This window comes from Pilimelia anulata (genome assembly GCF_014647895.1).
GTDB classification, from domain to species: domain Bacteria; phylum Actinomycetota; class Actinomycetes; order Mycobacteriales; family Micromonosporaceae; genus Pilimelia; species Pilimelia anulata.
In genome coordinates this window covers 181,650-196,255 of the sequence record NZ_BMQB01000011.1, presented here as the reverse complement: position 1 = coordinate 196,255, position 14,606 = coordinate 181,650, and the positions used below count along the sequence as shown (strand labels likewise).

Below are 14,606 nucleotides of genomic sequence, written 5' to 3'. Positions count from 1 at the left end.
GCCCGATGAGGGTGGACTTGCCGTCGTCGACCGAGCCGGCGGTGGCGAAGCGCAGCAGGTCCATCAGAAGTACCCTTCCTTCTTCCGGTCCTCCATCGCGGCCTCGGAGACCCGGTCGTCGCCGCGGGTGGCGCCGCGCTCGGTGATCCGGCTCGCCGCCACCTCCTCGATGATCTTCTCGACGGTGTCCGCGTCGGACTCCACCGCCGCGGTGCAGGAGGCGTCGCCGACCGTCCGGTACCGCACCCGCTTCAGCACCGGCTGCTCGCCGGCCCGGGCCGGCAGGAACTCGTTGACCGCGTACCACATGCCGTCGCGCCGGACCACCTCCCGGTCGTGCGCGTAGTAGATCGACGGCAGTTCCAGGCCCTCCCGGGCGACGTACTGCCAGACGTCCAGCTCGGTCCAGTTGGACAGCGGGAACACCCGGATCGACTCCCCCGGCGCGTGCCGCGCGTTGAACAGCGCCCACAGCTCCGGGCGCTGGTTGCGCGGGTCCCACTGGCCGAACTCGTCCCGGAACGAGTAGACCCGCTCCTTGGCCCGGGCCTTCTCCTCGTCCCGGCGGGCGCCGCCGAACAGGGCGTCGAACCGGTGCTTCTCGACGGCGTCCAGCAGCACCGGGGTCTGGATCCGGTTGCGGGTGCCGTCGGCCGGCTCGCGGACCAGCCCCGACGCGATGGCCTCCGGCACCGAGCCGACCACCAGGTGCAGGTTCAGCTCGTCGACCCGCCGGTCCCGGTACGCGAGCACCTCGTCGAAGTTGTGCCCGGTGTCGATGTGCAGCACGCGGAACGGGATCGCGGCCGGGGCGAACGCCTTCTGCGCCAGGCGCAGCAGCACGATCGAGTCCTTGCCGCCGGAGAACAGCAGCACCGGCCGCTCGAACTCGGCGACCACCTCGCGCATGATGAAGATCGCCTCGGCCTCCAGTGCCGCGAGGTGCGGCACCCGGCACGGCGGCGCCGTGGCCGGCCGGCCGGCCCCCTGCCCGGTCGCCGTACGGCCCTGCGGTGGCCCCTGCCGGCCCGGCTCACCGGTGAGCGGGCGCTCGTCGATATCGACGGCGGTCATGAACGCAGCCTCCTCGGCACGTCGTGGTCGCCCGGACGCCGGTCACCGCCGTGGCGCGGGAGGCGTCGTTAACAACGGGCTGTTGATCGATAGCGGGATGGTCTAGGGTGTGGCCCATGAGTCTCATGCTCACTCGCCGGCGCGCGGTCGACCTGTGCCGCGTGGCCGCCTGCCTGTGTCGTTGAGCGTCCGCGTCCCAGCCGCGTCGCTCCGCACGAATGGCCCCGAGTAGAGCCCGAAACACCCAAAGAACGGAATCACCCCGGTAACGGCGAGCGTCTAGACCACGCTCGATGGATTCCGACTGAGGCGAATTCTGCGGGAGACGCACCCCGGTCCGCAACCCCCGTCGCGGTGGCGGACCACACCCCGATCCGTACCGGAACAGGCGGTTGCCGCACCGCCGCTCCGGCGCCCCCGCGCGCCCTCCCGGCGCCGACACCACGAGGAAACCGTCATGACTCGTGCCCCGGCCACGACCCTGCCCGCCGTCGACCCGCCCGCCGCCGACCCGGTCGAGAAACTGGACCGGGTGGTGATCCGCTTCGCCGGCGACTCCGGCGACGGCATGCAGCTCACCGGCGACCGGTTCACCGCCCAGACCGCCCAGTTGGGCAACGACATCGCCACGCTGCCGAACTTCCCGGCCGAGATCCGGGCCCCCGCCGGCACCCCGCACGGGGTGTCCAGCTTCCAGGTCCAGTTCGCCGACCACGACATCCTGACCCCCGGCGACGCCCCGGACGTGCTGGTGGCGATGAACCCCGCCGCGCTGCGGGCCAACCTCGCCGACCTGCCGCCCGGCGGGACGGTCATCGTCAACACCGACGAGTTCACCAAGCGGAACCTGGTCAAGGCGGGCTACGCCGCCGACCCGCGCGAGGACGGCTCGCTGGCCGACCACCGGGTGCACGAGGTGGCGCTGGCCGGGCTGACCATCGCCGCGCTGGCCGACCTGGACGTGCCCAAGAAGGACGCCGAGCGGGCGAAGAACATGTTCGCCCTGGGCCTGCTGTCCTGGCTGTACTCCCGGCCGACGGACAGCACGCTGCGCTTCCTGGAGCGCAAGTTCGCCGCCCGGCCGCACCTGGCCGTGGCGAACGTAACCGCGTTCCGGGCCGGCTGGAACTTCGGCGAGACGACGGAGACCTTCGCCGTCCGGTACGAGGTGGCCCCGGCCCCGGTGCGCACCGGCACGTACCGCAACGTCACCGGCAACGCCGCGCTGGCCCTCGGCCTGGTCGCGGCCGGGGTGCGGGCGAGGCTGCCGCTGGTGCTCGGGGCGTACCCGATCACCCCGGCGTCGGACATCCTGCACGAGCTGAGCAAGCACAAGGCGTTCGGCATCCAGACCATCCAGGCCGAGGACGAGATCGCCGCGGTGGGGGCGGCGCTCGGCGCGTCGTACGGCGGCGCCCTGGGCGTGACCACCACCAGCGGCCCCGGCCTGGCGCTCAAGAGCGAGACGATCTCGCTGGCGCTGATGCTGGAACTCCCGCTGGTGATCGTCGACGTGCAGCGGGCCGGCCCGTCCACGGGCATGCCCACGAAGACCGAGCAGGCGGACCTGAACATGTCCCTGTTCGGGCGGCACGGCGAGGCGCCGGTGGCGGTGATCGCCCCGCGGTCCCCGGCGGACTGCTTCGACGCGGCGATCGAGGCGTGCCGGATCGCCCTGACCCACCGGACGCCGGTGATCCTGCTCAGCGACAACTACGTGGCCAACGGCTCCGAGCCGTGGCGGCTGCCGGCGGTCGCCGAGCTGCCGGACCTGTCGGTCGAGTTCGCGACGGCGCCCAACGGCGCCGACGGAAAAACGTTCCTGCCGTACCGGCGGGACCCGGTCACGCTGGCCCGCCCGTGGGCGGTGCCGGGTACGCCCGGGTTGGAGCACCGGATCGGCGGGCTGGAGAAGGCCGCCGACACCGGGGCCATCTCGTACGACGCGGCCAACCACGAGCACATGGTGCGCACCCGGGCCGAGCGGATCGAGCGGATCGCCGTCCCGGATGTCGAGGTCGAGGACCCCGACGGCGCCCGGGTGCTGGTCCTGGGCTGGGGCTCGACGTACGGGCCGATCGGCGCGGCCTGCCGCGCCCTGCGCGCCCGCGGCCTGCCGATCGCCCGGGCGCACCTGCGCCACCTGGCGCCGCTGCCGGGCAACCTCGGCGACGTCCTGCGCGCGTACGACCGGGTGGTCGTCCCGGAGATGAACCTCGGCCAGCTCGACCGGCTGCTGCGGGCCCGGTACCTGGTCGACACCGTGCCGTACCACAAGGTCCAGGGCCAGCCGTTCCTGGCCGCCGAGCTGGAGTCGACGCTGGAGAGGGTCGTCCGCGATGTTCAACACTGACGCCGTGCGGCCGGTCGCCGTCACGCTGACCGCCCGCGACTTCAAGTCGGACCAGGAGGTGCGCTGGTGCCCCGGCTGCGGGGACTACGCCATCCTCGCCGCCGTCCAGGGCTTCCTCCCCGAACTGGGCATCCCGCGGGAGAACATCGTCTTCCTCTCCGGCATCGGCTGCTCATCCCGGTTCCCGTACTACCTCAACACGTACGGCATGCACTCCATCCACGGCCGCGCCCCCGCCATCGCCACCGGCCTGTCCGTCTCCCGGCCGGACCTGTCGGTCTGGGTGGTGACCGGCGACGGGGACGCGCTCTCCATCGGCGGCAACCACCTCATCCACTCGCTGCGGCGCAACGTCAACCTGAAGATCCTTCTGTTCAACAACCAGATCTACGGGCTGACCAAGGGCCAGTACTCGCCGACCTCGGCGCTCGGGAAGATCACCAAGTCGACGCCGGCGGGCTCGGTCGACGCGCCGTTCAACCCCGTGTCGCTGGCGCTGGGCGCCGAGGCCACCTTCGTCGCCCGGACGATCGACTCCGACCGCAAGCACCTGCAATCCGTGCTCCGGGCCGCGGCGCAGCACGAGGGTACGGCGTTCGTGGAGATCTACCAGAACTGCCCGATCTTCAACGACGACGCGTTCGCCCCGCTGACGGATGCCGAATCCCGCGACGACCACCTGATCCGGCTCGCCGCCGGCGAGCCGCTGACGTTCGGCGCCGGCGCCGACGGCGCCCCCGCGTGGGCGGTGACCAGGGCCGCCGACGGCTGGGGCTTGGAGGTGCGCGCCGCCGCGGCCGTCGACCCGGCCGACGTCGTCGTGCACGACCCGGCCGTACCGGACCCGGCGTACGCGTTCGCGCTGTCCCGGCTGGCCCGCCCCGACCTGCGGCACACGCCGATCGGGGTGTTCCGCTCGGTGGCCCGCCCGACGTACGACGCGCTGCTCCGCGACCAGGTCACCGCCGCCCGGGCGACCGCCCCGGCCGACCCCGAGGCGGCGCTGGCCGACCTGCTCCGGTCCGCCGACACCTGGACCCACGGGTGAGCGGCCGGGCCGCGCATCGGCGCTGGTGCATGGCCGGGATGTCTGGCAACATGCTTGCCATGTCGCCCGTGATCGCCCCACCGCGCGCCGGCCGAGCCGGTGCCGGGTCGGCGATCAAGGGCCGTGGCCTGCGGCTCGTCTGCCGCCGCTACGTGGACTACGGGCGTGTCGATAGCGCCATGTGTCCGGCTGGCTGACGTCCGGATCCCGGACCGGGTACGCCGCCGCGCCGTAGCAGAGCTTCTGCCCCTGTACGCCCGACGCGGCGGATATCCAGCGGACCCCGTCGCGGGTGCTCCGCCCCGGGGTGCGGGCGCGAGCCCCATCGATGGAGGCGTACACACCGCCGCCGCGCGGTGACCTCACCACCACCCTGGGAGGGTCCGTGAAACCGAATCCGTGCATCGCCCGCCGCTCCTGTACCGCCGGGCGGGCCGGCACCGCACCCGGCCGCAGCCGACCCGGCAGCCGCCGGTCCGCGGTGGCCGGGATCGAGCCGACCCAGGGCGGTGTGCACCTGCCGCCGGCACCGACCCGGTAGCGATAGGCGATCCTGTAACCCGGCGGTGCTCCGCGGAGCGCCGCCGGGGGTTCCGCAGCCCGCGCGCGGCAGCCGCCGCGTGGCGGGCTGCGTGCCGGTACGAGATGTTTTCGAGGGAAGTGGACAGTCCGTGACGTACGTGATCGCCGAGCCGTGCCTCGATGTGCTCGACAAGGCCTGCATCGAGGAGTGCCCGGTCGACTGCATCTACGAGGGGGGCCGGATGCTCTACATCCACCCCGACGAGTGCGTCGACTGCGGCGCCTGCGAACCGGTCTGCCCGGTCGAGGCGATCTTCTACGAGGACGACGTACCGGACCAGTGGGCGGACTACTCGACCGCCAACACCGAGTTCTTCACCGAGCTGGGCTCGCCCGGCGGCGCCTCCAAGCTCGGCAAGGTCGACGCGGACGCCCCGTTCGTCGCCGCCCGGCCGCCCGGGGAGGGCGGGCACTGAGCCCGGCGGGCCCGGACCTGAGCCCGGCGGGCGTGGACCTCAGCCCGGTCCGGCTGGACGCCGGTCGCGGCTGCCGTGGCGGCCGGACCTGGACGCCCGCAAGCCGGGGCTGCGCGCGTGGGTGACGGCGTGCGGGGCGGAGCCGGTGTACGAAGTGCTGGCGATGTTGCGGCCGCGAGCGACGGAGCGCCCGGCCGCGAGCGACATCCACACTGGTACGCACCGTCATGCACTCGACCAACTGAGTGCCTGCGTCAAGGTCGGGCGAGCGCCGGATGGGCGGACGAGGCTGGATGGGTGCTGGTACTGGTCGACGGGTGCGTGTTCGCGGCGAACCTCGCCGACGGCGGCGCGCTGCCGGCCGTCCGGTAGAGGTCGGCCCGGCCTCCTCCGGGCGGGCAACCGATGTGGGAGACATCTCTTCCCAGAGATGGTCGGCCCGGCGACTGGGCGAACGATCCACCTCCAAGCGGATCTACGTCTCCTGGTCGCCGGGCTCAGCTCGCCTCAGGGCCAGCGGATGTCAGCGGCATACGACGTGCCGGCTGTACCCTCGAAGGTGATCTCGATCTTGGTTCCGGCCTCGACCGTGCCGAGCGGCTGGGAGAGCAGCCCACTGGCGCACTCGTGCTCCCAGATGCGCGGCGCACCGTCGAGCTTGACGAGGGCCACGATCTTCCCTCGGTCGCAGTCGACGCGGAAGGTCATGGGGGCCGTTCGAGACGGCTTGCTCTTGGCGATGTCGTACGACGGCAGGCCGCCGGCGGTCCACCAGAACGTCTTGCCCTCCTTGACCACGATCGCCTTGGACTTGAACGTGCTCGTCGGGCCAGGGTCAGCCGGCTCGCTCGGCTCCGCTGAGTCGGTCGGTGTCGCGGTCGGCAGGGGCGTAGGCGTGGGCCGCGGCCCCGAGCTGTCGCCCCACCCACAACCAGTGAGCAAAAGCAGACCCGAGGCCACGGCGACGCATCGAAGCGAGATCACGCCTTACGGTAGGGCTTGCCGTCGCTGCAGGCGTAGGGCCGTTCCTTCAGCGCCTTCTTGCTCGACCATGAGCACCAGCCGATCGCCTTGCTCCGGCCGCTGATGTACGTGGTGTGCTTCCTGCCGTTCTGCTTCTTGCAGGTCTTGGGTGCCAGCTTGTACGACTCACCGGTCACGACGTGGCGGTGGCGGCCCCCAGTAGGCGTTGCCGCACCGCTTCTTGGGGACGTTCGTGCTGGCCTTCCACGAGGCGGACACACCGATCTTCGCCTGCACGGAGTGGTCGATCTCGGCCTGGATGGTGGCCACGATCACGCTGCCTTCGACCAGGCCCCTCATGCTGTAGCCCACGCTCAGCTCACCGCTGATGCCGGCTGTTAGCTCGTGGGAGCCACCATCGTTGAACCAGTGCGACAGGTAGGGGCCGACCCCGCCCAACGTTGTCGTTGAACCGCCTCTTCTTGCGGTAGACCCATTGTTCCTTGCAGTCCGGGTCGCCGGGGTCGAAGCCTTCGGCCAGCTCCTCCGGCACGACTTCGCCTTCTGGACCCACAGCCTCCGGGTCCTCCCAGTCGGCCGGCACGCCGCTGTCAGGCTCGTCGCCCGCTTCGAGCACGAAGAAGTCCGGGACTGGGTCGGTCGCAGCGGCCTTGGGCGCGGCGGCGAACGCCGGGGTGGGCGCCGCGATGAGCGAAGCCGCGGTGACCAGGGCGATCGCCCCGACGAGTCGGCTGGTGTGTCTGCGCATCCCCTTCCCTTCGGTGAACAACAGGCGCCGGCAGGCTAGCGAGCGCCTGTTGGGTCCGGTACGGACCTGTTGGTTACCTGACAGTCGGCTGACGTTCTGTAGTGGAGCGTCGAGCTAGCTGACCCCCTCTCCGCCCCGGGCAACCGGGTACCTCCCGGTTGCTGTTGTCTCGACTCGATGCCTGGCCCTGTCGACGCTGGCAGCTCTGACCTCGATGAACCTGACTCCCGGCTGCTTCCGCCAAGTGGTCTGGTCGCACTTCACGCTGATCCACCAGTCGCCCTCGTCGTAGCGTCCGTCGCCTACGGCTGTCACGGTGACGAGGATGCTGCCCTGCCCTGTGCGCCACTCCTTCTCCCGCAGGATCAGCACGTCACCCCGGCGGAGCATCGGAGCGGCCTCCTCGCATGAGCGGGGATGGGGCGAGACATCGTCGGGTGCGACACCTCGCCCCGGAGGGGGAACACGCCACCTCGGGCCGGCAGCGATGACAGAGCAGTACCGGCCCGTGGGATTGCTGGCGTGGTGCGAACGAGACAGCTTGCGCCCGTTCACTTGATCGAGACTCCCCGCTACGCTGGCGCGACAGAAGGTGATGCCCTATGCGCGTGTTAAAGAGCATGACGCGCATAACCGCATGGACTGCGGGTGATCATGGGAGGCTTCGGGCGCGCACTACGGCAGCGCCGGAAAGCGGCTCACCTGTCGCAGCCCGATCTCGCTGCCAAGGTGCGTTGGTCTCAGTCTCGGATCAGCCGTGCGGAGAGCGGCGAAGCACTGCCGACCGAGGACATCGCGGCTCGGCTGGACGATGTCCTGGCCGCTGGTGGCGAGCTGCGGGCGCTGTGGGAGCGGGAAGCCGCGGAGCGGGACGCGCGTAAGTCAGCGCGACGTGACATCGGGGTAAATGAGAGGTCGGTGGGGGAGTCGGACCGGCGACAACTGCTGGCTGTGGCGGGAGCCATCACCTTCGGGGCTCCTCTGCCCGAGCCAGCGCGAGAGATCATCCGTGAAGCGTTCGTGCGTGACGAGCCGACCCGTGTCGGACACGCTGACGTAGCCCGCGTAGAGGCAGCAACGCGCGACCTGGAACAGCAGGACCACTCAGCCGGCGGCGCTGCGGTACGGCACCGTGTGCTGGGCGAGCTTCAGTGGGCGATGACGCTGCTCGGTGGGTCCTGCCTCCCTGGTGTCCGTCAGCGCCTACAGGTGGCCATCGCGTACCTCGCCGATCTCGCCGCCTGGTCGACAGCAGACGCGGGGCACATCGACCCAGCTCGGAAGCTGTTCCTTCTCGGGCTCCGTGCAGCTCGCGAGTCCGGTGACCCTGGCATCTTGATGCACGTCGCCACCGGCTATGCGCGGGTGGAGATCCAGAGCAAAGACCCGAAGGCCGCGCTCGACCTCTCGCGTCTGGCCCGAGCTGGTGACGGGAACGTGCCCGGGTCTGCGGTTTCGATGCTCCACACGGTCCAGGGCCTCGCCCTGGCCTGGCTGCCGGACGGACAGAGCTGTCGCGACACCTCGGCATCGCTCGCGAGATGTACGAGCCACCGCAGGGTGACGACCCGCACTGGATTCACTTCTTCACCCCGGCCAAGGTCAAGGGCGACGAGAGCCAGGCCCTATATGACCTGTACCTGACGACCGGCAAGGCCGCTCCTGGCCTCGTCAGCGGGCTGCAAGCGGCCTTCAGCGCGTACCCGGACAGCCGGACCCGCAGCAAGGCCATCACCGGAGCCAGGCTGGCAACGCTGATGTATCGCGCCGGTGACCCCGGCAGCGCACGAGCAGTGCAGCTCCAGACCACCCACCTCGCTCGCGGCGTGCGCTCGGTGCTGCTGGCCCAAGACTTGGCAACGCTGGACCGCGTTGCCGTCCATCACCGCCAGTGAGGAGATCCTGTGTCGCTCGAAGACGACTACCGCACGGTTGAAGCAGCGGGAGCCGGCAACCTACCGCCCATCGAGTACCTGACCTCGGGTCGGGTCTGGCCCGCCGGGGACAACTGGGTCGCCGAGATCGGCGTACCTCCTCACACCTCCGCGCTCGACCACCTGTGCGTAAGCCAGGAAGAAGCCCACGGCAAGGTGGCGGCCGAGATCCAAGCGCGCCGTACGGAGTTCGCTGACAAGCACGGTCTGAAGGTCACCGGCTGGGAATCTCCGAACGTCTTGACTTGGGACAGCTCGGATCAGGCGGAGCCACGGAAGGTCTCCAGCTCGGCCATCCGGCCCGCTCAGGACCAACGTCAGCCACTTCCGGGCGGGGACCCCGGGGCTATCGCCCTGGTCCCCTTCTTGCTGCCCTCGTCCCGGTACTGCTCCTCGGAGTCCGAGGACGCCCACAGCCAATACCGATGTACTTCTTTGACGTTAACTCAATGGTGGTCAGCGCAGTCGTCGAGCGACAACGACGTCACGGTGCCCTGGTCTGGTGACGTTGGATACCAGATCAGGGCTCCCTCATCCGAGGAGTGCCGCGATGGCAGAGCCCGGTGAATTCGTCGACTTCCCCACAAATGCCGAGGACTTCGACTACGCGTCCGGCGGTGGCACGCCCACCCGGCAGTTCACCTTCGCCGTGACCGTGCGGGCCGCGGCTCCCGTCGTGCTCGCCGAGCACGACGAGTACCGGTGGGCGCACCCCGATTCGGGCCCGCCCGTGACCGACGCTGTCGCCGCGGTGCTGGCCGCCCATGCGGCCGGTACGGTCCGGGGATCGGGCGCCTGACCGGAATCGGAGCGGACGAAAGCCCGGCCACCGGATCTCGGGCGAGGGTGGCCGGGCTCTCGGGTCAGCGGGTGCCCGTCAGGCGGGCGGGTTGTTGTCGATCATCGACTGGATCTCGGGGAAGATGTCGACGATGGCGTTGCCGCCGTTGTTGTTCGGGCACGAGCCCGTGTTGTGCAGGACGATCACCTTGTGGGTCGACTGGGCGAGGACCGGCGAGCCGGAGTTGCCGCCCGAGGTGTCGCAGTTGTACGCCGTCCGGGTGCCCTGGGTGCGGTACACCGAGCAGCGCTTGGCCTCGTCCGGCTCCTCGAAGATGGACAGCCGGTTCGGCTTGGCGTCGCCGTGGCCGGGGATGTAGATGGTCTCGCCGTCGGTCGGCTTGCGCGGGTCCAGGTACAGCGTGCCGAAGCTCTTGATCTTCTCGAAGTCGTTCACCGAGACCAGGGTGTAGTCCAGCGTCTTGTTCGTCTTGAACATCTCGACGCCGCTGACCTTCGTGGCCGCGCCGGGGGTGGTGCCGGTGCAGGTGTCGCACTGGTACGCGAACTGGAACTCGGTCGCCTTCGCGGTGGCCGCGTCGCCGATGCAGTGGTTGTTGGTCAGCATCCGGTTGGTGTTGCCGACCCGCCAGGCGGTGCAGTACCCCGAGCCCTTCATCTGGGCCCGGGCGACGGCCTGGCCGCGGGCGTACTCGGTCGGGAACTTCTCCTTGTAGCAGACGACGTTCTTGCGGGCGTCCTGGCCGCAGACCGCGCGGTTGTGCGCGCGGTACTCGACGGCGTCGAAGCCGCGCCACACCCGGTCGACCCGGACGCCGAGGCCCGCGCGGTCGAGCGTGACCGCGGACTGCCGGGCGCTGCCGGCGCGGTGCAGGGTGACGACCGCGGTGTCGCCGTCGATCGACATCGCGGCGAAGCCGCGGGTGCGGTGGATGGTGTACGAGCTGTCGCCCGCGGCGGCGCCGCCGGCGGTCGGGTCGCCGTGGTACGTGTGCACCTCGCGGCCGGTGGGGTCGGCGACGGTGACGCGGTCGCCGGGGGCGAGGTCGAGGGCGTTGAAGTGGACCTTCACGTAGGTCGAGCCGGGGTACCGCAGCACCAGCGGCGCCGCGGAGCGGTAGCCGAGGGCGGTCGGGGCGGCGACCTCCTCGCCGGCGACGACGTCGCCGGCCGGTGTGTCGTCGACGGTGGGGACGCCGAGGTCGATGGAGGGGGTGGTGGGCCGGTCGGCAGCCAGTGCGGTGCCGGCCGCCAGCGGAGCCGTCAGCGCGGCCGCGAGAACGGCCAGACGGAAGCTCAGCGATCGCATGTGCGGTCCTTTTCTCGGGGTGGTCGGGCGCGCCGGATCGAGAAGAACCTATGCGATGTGGCTCACACAATCAATGAATCTCTATTTATAGCGGCTGCCATCGCAGCGGGGTTTCCGCTGGTGGGAGCGGTGGGGAGGCGGTGGCGGCGGGGCGTGCGGAGTGCGATGAGGCGAATACCCCGAATCGCCGGCGGCGCACCGCCGCCCGCCGCTCCCGGGACCGGGGAGCGGCGGGCGGCGTCGTCGTGCGGGCGCGGGCGAACCGCCGGCGCCGGGGCTCGGTCCGTCACCACCAGGGCGTCGAGGTGTACGCCGCGTTCGACCACTCGCCCCAGCCCTTGGCGTTGCGGGCCCGGACCTTGACCTGGTACCGCTGGCCCGGCCGCAGGCCGGTGACGTCGACCTTGCGGTACGAGGAGCCGACGCTCCTGGCGCCCGCCTGGCGGTTGTCCAGGAAGTAGGCGCGGACGTCGTACTCCAGCACCGGGCTCGACCAGCTCGTGCTCGGGGCGTTCCACACCACCCGGATCACGGTCGGCCACACGCACGTCGTGTCCGCGACCGGGCGGCCGGGCGCGCCGGCCACCGGGGCCGGGTTGGGGGTCGGGCCCGGGTCGTACACGCCGGCCTGCGCGGCCGCGGGGTTGACCAGGCCCACGCCGAGGGCGGCGGCCGTGGCCAGCGCGGCCACGGCGAGGGGGCGGAGGAGAGTAGAGGTGGTCCGCATGGGTGCCTCCCGACGTAGGAACGGTTAGGTCAAAAGCGTGCCAACCGGCCCTGAGGTATGCCTGAGCGATCCCTCTCGCCCGGCTGATTTCCGGCCCCCGGCGCCGCCCGGGCGGACCAAAGGTCCGAGTGGCCGACAGTGGCCGCCCGACTCGCGCCGCCCGGGTGGTTCCGCCGGCGACCCGCCGGCGCCTTTGCCGCAGGCCGTGCGCGGAAGACAGGTGTGGCGGGCATCACGTCATTGAAGGGGACAAGATCCGGTGTACCGGACGGGTGCGGCATCGGCGCAGGTCATCGTGGCGGTCGGTGATCGTCCGGTTGCGGGGCGCGCGGGCGCTTCCCGGCAATGAGTGCCGCTAACTCCCCGCTGGCCGGTCCGGGACTCGCCGTCCGGTCTACGCTGAATGCCACGCCATCGCCCGGAGGTTGGGTTGGGCGGCCCGCGCGCCGCGCGGGTCATCTCTTCGGAACCCCAGCCCGAGGAGGGCACCCCCGATGGCCATCGAAGCCGTACCCCCACCCGAACCCGAGGACGTACCCGAGCCCGAGGACGTACCCCGACCCATCCCCCCGCGCGGTCGGCGCGACCGGGCGGCCCGGTTCGGCCGGCACGCCCGCCAGCTCGTCCACGGGCTCGCCGAGATCGTCGGCGGCATCCGCGGCGCGGCGTACGACCCCGACGACCTCCGGCTCGTCGCCGACGACGTGGCCACGCTCGCCCGGGAGGACCGGCTCGCCTGCGTCAGCCTGCGGGCGCGGCGCGGCGCGGCCGTCCCGCTGGCCTGGTTCGGCACGATCGACCGGCGCGGGTACGAGGTGTTCCGGCCGCTGCGCCGGGCCCTCCCGGCCGAGCTGCGCGCCGGCACCCTGGAGTTCGACCACCGGGAGCGCAGCGGCGCCCGCCCCGGCTCGGCGCTGCGCCGGCTGTGGCGGCACGACGACCTGCTCCCCGCGGACCGGCGGGTCGGCCGGGTCCGGCTGCGGGCCGCCGGCGGCTGGCCGGGGCTGATCGAGTCCGGCGGGCGCACGTACCAGCTCCCGCCCCGGCAGGGCGCCGCGTTCCCGGTCGGCGCGCAGGTCGAGTTCACCCCCGCCCGCGGCCGCGCCGACGTGCTCGCCGCGTTCCTCGTCACGCCCGCGGCGGTGTCGGCATGAGCGACGACGCGAACGGGAACGGGCCGCACTGCACCTGCCCGTGCACCCGGCCGCACGCCTGGCTCCGGTCGTTCACGATCGAGGCCGTGCTCCGGCTGGTCCAGATCGGCCTGCTGGACGTCCTGGCCAACCCCGACCTGTGGAGCCGCCCGTGAACGACGACCCGCTCACCCCGGGGGGCGCCGCCGCCCCCCGGGCGGCGGACCCCGCGGCCGACGAGCGCCCGAACCGCGACCGGATCTTCTCCACGATCGTCCGGCGCGCGGGGACCGGCCTCACCCGGGCGGCGCTCGCCGCGCACACCGGCCTGTCCCCGCGGACGATCGACGCCGCGCTCAGCGCCCTGCGCGCGCACGGCCTGATCCGGGACGGCGAGCAGACCGGCGGCCGGTCCGCGGTCGGCCGCCGGCCCACGGCCATCCGGGTGAACCCCGGCGACAACTACGTCATCGGCGTGGAGATCCTCGGCGACGCCGTCGGCGGGGTGCTGGCCAACCTGGCCGGCGAGCCCGTCGGCGAGCGGCTGACCGACACGCTGCCCGCCGCCGCCGGCCACGTCGCGCCGGACGCGGTCGTGGAGAAGGTCCGCGACCTGGTCGACAAGCTGGAGTTGCAGGCCCCGCCCGGCGACGACGGCCCCGGCCGGGTGCTCGGCGTCGGCGTCGGCATCGGCGGGCACGTCACGCCCGCCGGCGACGTCCGGTACTCGGTGAACATGGGCTGGGGCCGCGGCCTCGCCCACCCGCCGGTACCGCTGCGGCAGCGGCTGCGCGACGCGACCCGCAAGCCCGTCGCGGTGGACAACGACGCCAACACGCTCGCCGAGGCGCAGCGCTGGTTCGGCGCCGGCCGGGACCTGGACACGTTCCAGCTCGTCCTGGTCTCGCTCGACGGGATCGGCGCCGCGTACGTCGCCGGGGGCGAGCTGGTCCGCGGCGCGGCCGGGCGCTCCAACGAGCTGGGGCACCTCGTCGTCGACCCGCGCGGGCGGCGCTGCCGGTGCCGCAACCACGGCTGCCTGGAGGCCCACGGTACGGCCGCGGCGATCATCGCCGCCTGCGGCGGCGCGGGCGACGCACCCCTGGCGGCCGCGCTGGCCGCCCTGCGCGTGCGGGCCGACGGCGACGCCGCGGTGGCCGCCGCGTTCACCGACGCGGGGCACGCGATGGGGCGAGCCCTGGCGAGCCTCATCAACGTCAACGACCCCGGTCACGTAATCTTCATCGGCGACGCGGTGACCGAGGAGAACGGGCAGCGCGTGCTGTACGACCGGCGCTACCACGACGCGATGTGGGCCGCCGTGTCCGCGCACGCGTTCGCCGAGCGCCCCGCCGAGCGCAGCTTCATCGTCGTCGAGGACAGCCAGCACTGGGTGGGCCCGCGCGGTGCCGCGGCGCTCGCGATCCGCGACGTCATCAACAACCCAGCGCTGGTACGGCCGCCGTCGCGCCCGGCCGTCCACCGCGCTTCCTGAAG

General features: G+C 72.0%; 19 protein-coding genes. 11 read left to right on the top strand and 8 right to left on the bottom strand.

The window, feature by feature from the left end; all coding sequences use genetic code 11:
- Nucleotides 1–63: 63 nt before the first annotated feature.
- Complete coding sequence (gene cysD / locus IEY94_RS20880; protein WP_189171933.1) at nt 64–1,074, bottom strand: sulfate adenylyltransferase subunit CysD; 1,011 nt, start codon at nt 1,072–1,074, stop codon at nt 64–66.
- A 116-nt stretch (nt 1,075–1,190) separates the two neighbouring features.
- Between cysD and IEY94_RS24425 the strand changes: the two genes are divergently transcribed.
- From IEY94_RS24425 to fdxA, 4 genes are all read left to right on the top strand, one after another.
- The gene (locus tag IEY94_RS24425) at nt 1,191–1,259 is read left to right on the top strand and encodes an Ms5788A family Cys-rich leader peptide (protein WP_373291341.1); all 69 of its coding nucleotides are present in this window, start codon (nt 1,191–1,193) and stop codon (nt 1,257–1,259) included.
- 272 nt (nt 1,260–1,531) lie between these two features.
- On the top strand, nt 1,532–3,427 hold the full coding sequence (locus IEY94_RS20875) for a 2-oxoacid:acceptor oxidoreductase subunit alpha (protein ID WP_189171932.1): 1,896 nt from the start codon (nt 1,532–1,534) through the stop codon (nt 3,425–3,427).
- Entirely contained in the window at nt 3,414–4,475 is a 1,062-nt protein-coding gene (locus IEY94_RS20870; RefSeq protein ID WP_189171931.1) for a 2-oxoacid:ferredoxin oxidoreductase subunit beta, read from the top strand. The genes IEY94_RS20875 and IEY94_RS20870 overlap by 14 nt, the downstream gene beginning before the upstream one ends.
- Nucleotides 4,476–5,146: 671 nt before the next feature.
- A complete protein-coding gene (gene fdxA, locus IEY94_RS20865; RefSeq protein ID WP_189171930.1) occupies nt 5,147–5,473 on the top strand; it encodes a ferredoxin in 327 nt (108 codons plus the stop codon).
- A 507-nt stretch (nt 5,474–5,980) separates the two neighbouring features.
- On the opposite strand, the gene IEY94_RS20860 is transcribed toward fdxA, so the two are convergent.
- The 5 genes from IEY94_RS20860 to IEY94_RS20840 form a co-directional block, all read right to left on the bottom strand.
- On the bottom strand, nt 5,981–6,271 hold the full coding sequence (locus tag IEY94_RS20860; RefSeq protein WP_189171929.1) for a hypothetical protein: 291 nt from the start codon (nt 6,269–6,271) through the stop codon (nt 5,981–5,983).
- Nucleotides 6,272–6,453: 182 nt separating this feature from the next.
- On the bottom strand, nt 6,454–6,633 hold the full coding sequence (locus tag IEY94_RS20855) for a hypothetical protein (protein ID WP_189171928.1): 180 nt from the start codon (nt 6,631–6,633) through the stop codon (nt 6,454–6,456).
- Nucleotides 6,623–6,808: a hypothetical protein gene (locus IEY94_RS20850; protein WP_189171927.1), complete on the bottom strand. Its 186-nt coding sequence runs from the start codon at nt 6,806–6,808 to the stop codon at nt 6,623–6,625. The genes IEY94_RS20855 and IEY94_RS20850 overlap by 11 nt, the downstream gene beginning before the upstream one ends.
- Nucleotides 6,809–6,815: 7 nt before the next feature.
- Nucleotides 6,816–7,205 carry a hypothetical protein gene (locus tag IEY94_RS20845; protein WP_189171926.1) on the bottom strand — a complete coding sequence of 130 codons (390 nt, stop codon included), beginning with the start codon at nt 7,203–7,205 and terminating at the stop codon, nt 6,816–6,818.
- 114 nt (nt 7,206–7,319) lie between these two features.
- Nucleotides 7,320–7,577: a hypothetical protein gene (locus IEY94_RS20840; protein ID WP_189171925.1), complete on the bottom strand. Its 258-nt coding sequence runs from the start codon at nt 7,575–7,577 to the stop codon at nt 7,320–7,322.
- A gap of 282 nt (nt 7,578–7,859) precedes the next feature.
- Here IEY94_RS20840 and IEY94_RS24420 point away from each other — a divergent pair, with 282 nt between their 5' ends.
- Genes IEY94_RS24420 through IEY94_RS20820 form a run of 4 tightly spaced genes read left to right on the top strand, consistent with a single transcriptional unit; the run spans nt 7,860 to nt 9,938 of the window.
- Nucleotides 7,860–8,849: a helix-turn-helix domain-containing protein gene (locus IEY94_RS24420; RefSeq protein WP_373291340.1), complete on the top strand. Its 990-nt coding sequence runs from the start codon at nt 7,860–7,862 to the stop codon at nt 8,847–8,849.
- Nucleotides 8,747–9,100, top strand: coding sequence for a hypothetical protein (locus IEY94_RS20830; RefSeq protein WP_189171923.1), 354 nt, complete (start codon nt 8,747–8,749; stop codon nt 9,098–9,100). Before IEY94_RS24420 ends, IEY94_RS20830 begins: the two co-directional genes overlap by 103 nt.
- A 9-nt stretch (nt 9,101–9,109) precedes the next feature.
- The gene (locus IEY94_RS20825; RefSeq protein ID WP_189171922.1) at nt 9,110–9,706 is read left to right on the top strand and encodes a hypothetical protein; all 597 of its coding nucleotides are present in this window, start codon (nt 9,110–9,112) and stop codon (nt 9,704–9,706) included.
- Nucleotides 9,690–9,938, top strand: coding sequence for a hypothetical protein (locus tag IEY94_RS20820; protein ID WP_189171921.1), 249 nt, complete (start codon nt 9,690–9,692; stop codon nt 9,936–9,938). The genes IEY94_RS20825 and IEY94_RS20820 overlap by 17 nt, the downstream gene beginning before the upstream one ends.
- Nucleotides 9,939–10,016: 78 nt before the next feature.
- Here IEY94_RS20820 and IEY94_RS20815 read toward each other — a convergent pair whose 3' ends face one another.
- Together IEY94_RS20815 and IEY94_RS20810 are read right to left on the bottom strand one after the other, a co-directional pair.
- On the bottom strand, nt 10,017–11,249 hold the full coding sequence (locus IEY94_RS20815; protein WP_189171920.1) for a trypsin-like serine peptidase: 1,233 nt from the start codon (nt 11,247–11,249) through the stop codon (nt 10,017–10,019).
- Nucleotides 11,250–11,535: 286 nt separating this feature from the next.
- The gene (locus IEY94_RS20810; protein WP_189171919.1) at nt 11,536–11,976 is read right to left on the bottom strand and encodes a fibronectin type III domain-containing protein; all 441 of its coding nucleotides are present in this window, start codon (nt 11,974–11,976) and stop codon (nt 11,536–11,538) included.
- Between the two features lie 494 nt (nt 11,977–12,470).
- On the opposite strand from IEY94_RS20810, the gene IEY94_RS20805 reads away from it, so the two are divergent.
- The 3 genes from IEY94_RS20805 to IEY94_RS20795 are packed head-to-tail and all read left to right on the top strand — an operon-like array spanning nt 12,471 to nt 14,604.
- Nucleotides 12,471–13,130: a hypothetical protein gene (locus IEY94_RS20805; protein WP_189171918.1), complete on the top strand. Its 660-nt coding sequence runs from the start codon at nt 12,471–12,473 to the stop codon at nt 13,128–13,130.
- Nucleotides 13,127–13,285, top strand: a complete 159-nt coding sequence (locus IEY94_RS20800; protein WP_189171917.1) for a hypothetical protein — start codon at nt 13,127–13,129, stop codon at nt 13,283–13,285. Before IEY94_RS20805 ends, IEY94_RS20800 begins: the two co-directional genes overlap by 4 nt.
- Nucleotides 13,282–14,604: an ROK family transcriptional regulator gene (locus IEY94_RS20795; RefSeq protein WP_189171916.1), complete on the top strand. Its 1,323-nt coding sequence runs from the start codon at nt 13,282–13,284 to the stop codon at nt 14,602–14,604. The genes IEY94_RS20800 and IEY94_RS20795 overlap by 4 nt, the downstream gene beginning before the upstream one ends.
- The last annotated feature ends 2 nt before the right edge of the window (nt 14,605–14,606 follow it).